Below are 3,315 nucleotides of genomic sequence, written 5' to 3' on the forward strand. Positions count from 1 at the left end.
CGCCGGGTAGCGCCATCGCCAATTTCCATAATTCGGCGGACTGGATGAAACAGCAACTCAGTCCTGGGGCCGACCACTAATCACCCGACCGAGACGTCTTGCTCGCCAAACCGGGCAAGACGAGCCACCGTTCAGACCCAGATCAAGGCGATCAGGGTCACGAGTGGTGGTCCCGCCTGGATGAAGGCAGCCCGGATCATGGAACGGCGACTGACTGCAAGCACCAAGCCGGCTCCGACCATGAAGAGAGAGCAGTACCCAAGCAATGTGGTTCGACCGGGTACTTCGACGGCCAACAGCACGGACCCGACCACGGCTCCGACGCCCAGAAAAAGGTTGTAATACCCCTGGTTCAGCATGTTGAAGGCAAGCGAGTCTGCTTGCTCTTGCGTCTTGACGCCGAAGTGCCTCCACCATTCGGGCCGGCGCCACCACACGGCCTCCATCAGCCAGAACAGAATATGAAAGACCCCTGATAGGAGACCAAAAACCACCGCAATCCAAACCATCAGCACACCCTACCCGTCACGGTCCAAGAAGACCCGCGAGCCAGGTATCGACTCGTTACCATGTCCCCGTGGACACACTCGCCGGGGTACTCGAACGGATCGCCAAAACAGAGTCCGGACCCCGCGGTGAGGCCTTGGCCCTACTCGCCAACGCCTTCCTGCGCCGAACTGAAGACGACACGCTGAGTGTCGACGAGACCTATGCCCGGGTCATCGACCTGTTCACCTTCATCGAGACACGGTCTGTTGCAACGAAGATCCGGGTGTTCAACGCGAACCGTGGGGAACACGGCTACGACTCGGTCGGGTCCGTGCTTGAGTTGTGCGTCAACGATGGCCCCTTCCTGTTCGACACCGTGGCGGCAGAGCTGAGTCGCCGGGAACTGAAAGTTGTCAGAGCCGAGCATCCCGTTATCGGGACCGTGCGCGAGGCCGACGCCCTGATCAGCATCGTTCCGGGTCGTCACACCAGCCATCGTGAATCGGTTCAGCATTTCGAACTACACCGCCCGCTGGACGAACACGAACGAGCAGATTTGGAAAGCGCGGTAGCACGGGTTGTGGCCGATGCCCAACAAGCGGCGTTGGATCACCCACTGATGCTGACCCGGATCGACCGGATGATCTCACTCACCCAGCAGGCGGCGGCCAATTACCCCGAGGACGATGTCAACGAGACAGCCGCCTTCCTCGACTGGCTCCGACGGGGCAACTTCATCTTCCTCGGATATCGTGAATACGCCATCACCAAGGAAGTTGATGGGCCGGCGGTACACACCGTGCCCGGCTCGGGTCTCGGCCTCCTCGCCGATACTTCCAATTCGAAGGTCGACAAACCAGTTCAGTTATCGACTCTCCGCCCCGAATTGGCAGCACGATATCTTGATGGACCACTGCTAACCATCACGAAGACCAACCGCAGATCGACCGTCCAACGCGACACAAAAATGGACTACATCGGCCTGCGGTTGGTCGATGCCTGTGGCAAAACGACCGGTGAAGCACGATTGATCGGTTTGTTCACCACGAAAGCGGCCTCGGAATCAGCACTGAACACCCCCATTCTCCGCCGCAAGCTTGAAGCAATCATCGAGGCAGAAGATCTCATCGAAGGATCTCGGGATCATAGAGCAGCCATCCAGATGTTCGACGGGTTCTCGAAACATGATCTTTTCGCAAGCCCAATCGCCGACCTCAAGCGTGAGGTAGTCGGGCTGCTACAGATGGCCAAATCGGGAGGCATCCACCTGTATGTGCGGCGCGATCAGCTTGAGCGTTCGGTTTTTGTGCTGCTCTCACTCCCTCACGAAAGCTTCAATCCCCGCCTTCGCAGACAGCTACAGGGATATTTTCTCGAGCGTTTCCACGGTACCTCTGTTGACTATCACCTCAACCTGGAAGAGGCTGCCGCCGCTCAAATTCACTTCACCATCTGGATAGAGCAGGGAGTCATTCCGGAAATCCCGTTCAACGAACTGGAGGCCGAGGTCCGTCGTATGGCGCGCTCCTGGCGAGACCAGGTGCACGACCAGCTAATCGTCCGAGGATCCGATGCCGACCGAATATGCACTCAGTGGTGCGATCAGCTCCCCGAGTACTATCGGAGCTCCACCCCGCTGGCCATCGCCGCGATCGACCTCGAACATCTCGACGACCTCGCGACCTCAGAACGCAAGTTCCTCGTCGGGGTTCACAATGAGCCAGGTCACACGTTTGGGGAACGCCTGACGCGCATCACGCTGTACCGGGCCGGTGAGAAGAAAACGCTCACAGAACTCGTGCCCGCCCTCGAAGATCTCGGCCTACAGGTCGTCGAAGAAGTCCCGACGAGAGTCGGAAGTGGACAGTTTCTCCACGATTTCGGAGTACTGAACAAAGCCAATGAGACGCTCGATGCAGAGCATGTTGGTGATCGCATAGCCGCTTCACTGGAGGCCGTGTGGTCAGGCAACACCGGCTCTGACACCCTGAACGGCCTGATTGTCACGCACGGTTTCACACACCATCAGGTCGAAATCTTGCGCGCCTATCGAACCTACTGGCGCCGGGTTCGGCCGGTGTTCACGGAAGGGTATATCAATGAGGCCTTGCTTCGCCACGGCGGCCTCGCCTCCGAGATAATTGAACTCTTCGAAAGCAAGTTCGATCCAGATCGTCAGCCGGCTGATGACCATGCGAAAGCGGCCGGCATCCTCACCAAACTCGATGCAGTTCCGTCAATTGACGACGACCGGATCATCAGGGCGCTGGTGAGCCTTGTACAGGCAACTCTGCGCACCAACTTCTATCAAACCGACCGGACCGTATTGAGCCTCAAGTTTCGTTCATCTGACGTCCCCGACATGCCGCACCCCCGGCCGATGGTCGAGATCTTTGTGCTGGGACCCCAGATGGAAGGGGTCCATCTGCGAGGAGGCATGGTTTCGCGCGGGGGGCTGCGTGCCTCAGACCGTCGGGAAGACTATCGAACCGAAGTCCTCGGGCTGATGAAGGCTCAAAACACCAAGAACGCCGTCATCGTCCCCGACGGATCAAAGGGCGGATTCGTACTCAGGTATCCCCCCGAAGACCGTGATGAGCATCGAGAAGCCGTCCGTGCTCAATACGAGGAGTTCGTAGCGGGCCTGCTCGACATTACGGACAACATCGTGGCCGGGGCCGTCGTGCACCCTGACCGGGTTCGCCACTACGACGACGACGATCCGTATCTCGTCGTGGCGGCCGACAAAGGAACCGCTTCGTTCAGTGATGTTGCCAACGGAATAGCTGCCCGGTACAACTTCTGGCTGGGCGACGCGTTCGCTTC

Annotated in this window: 2 protein-coding genes; one reads left to right on the top strand and one right to left on the bottom strand. The window is 58.8% G+C overall.

Annotation, left to right across the window (positions count from 1 at the left end; all coding sequences use genetic code 11):
• Positions 1-131: 131 nt before the first annotated feature.
• Positions 132-509, bottom strand: coding sequence for a DUF1304 domain-containing protein (locus tag JJE47_04500; GenBank protein ID MBK5266674.1), 378 nt, complete (start codon positions 507-509; stop codon positions 132-134).
• A gap of 68 nt (positions 510-577) precedes the next feature.
• On the opposite strand from JJE47_04500, the gene JJE47_04505 reads away from it, so the two are divergent.
• Positions 578-3,315, top strand: a 2,738-nt coding sequence (locus tag JJE47_04505) for an NAD-glutamate dehydrogenase (GenBank protein MBK5266675.1), incomplete at its 3' end; no start/stop codon positions are given.

This window comes from Acidimicrobiia bacterium, from assembly GCA_016650365.1.
Lineage (GTDB): Bacteria > Actinomycetota > Acidimicrobiia > Spongiisociales > JAENVV01 > JAENVV01.

What these genes read in the sequence shown, in the direction of transcription:
- JJE47_04500 (MBK5266674.1), bottom strand. Translation starts at nt 509, where the DNA reads ATGGTTTGGATTGCGGTGGTTTTTGGTCTCCTATCAGGGGTCTTTCAT.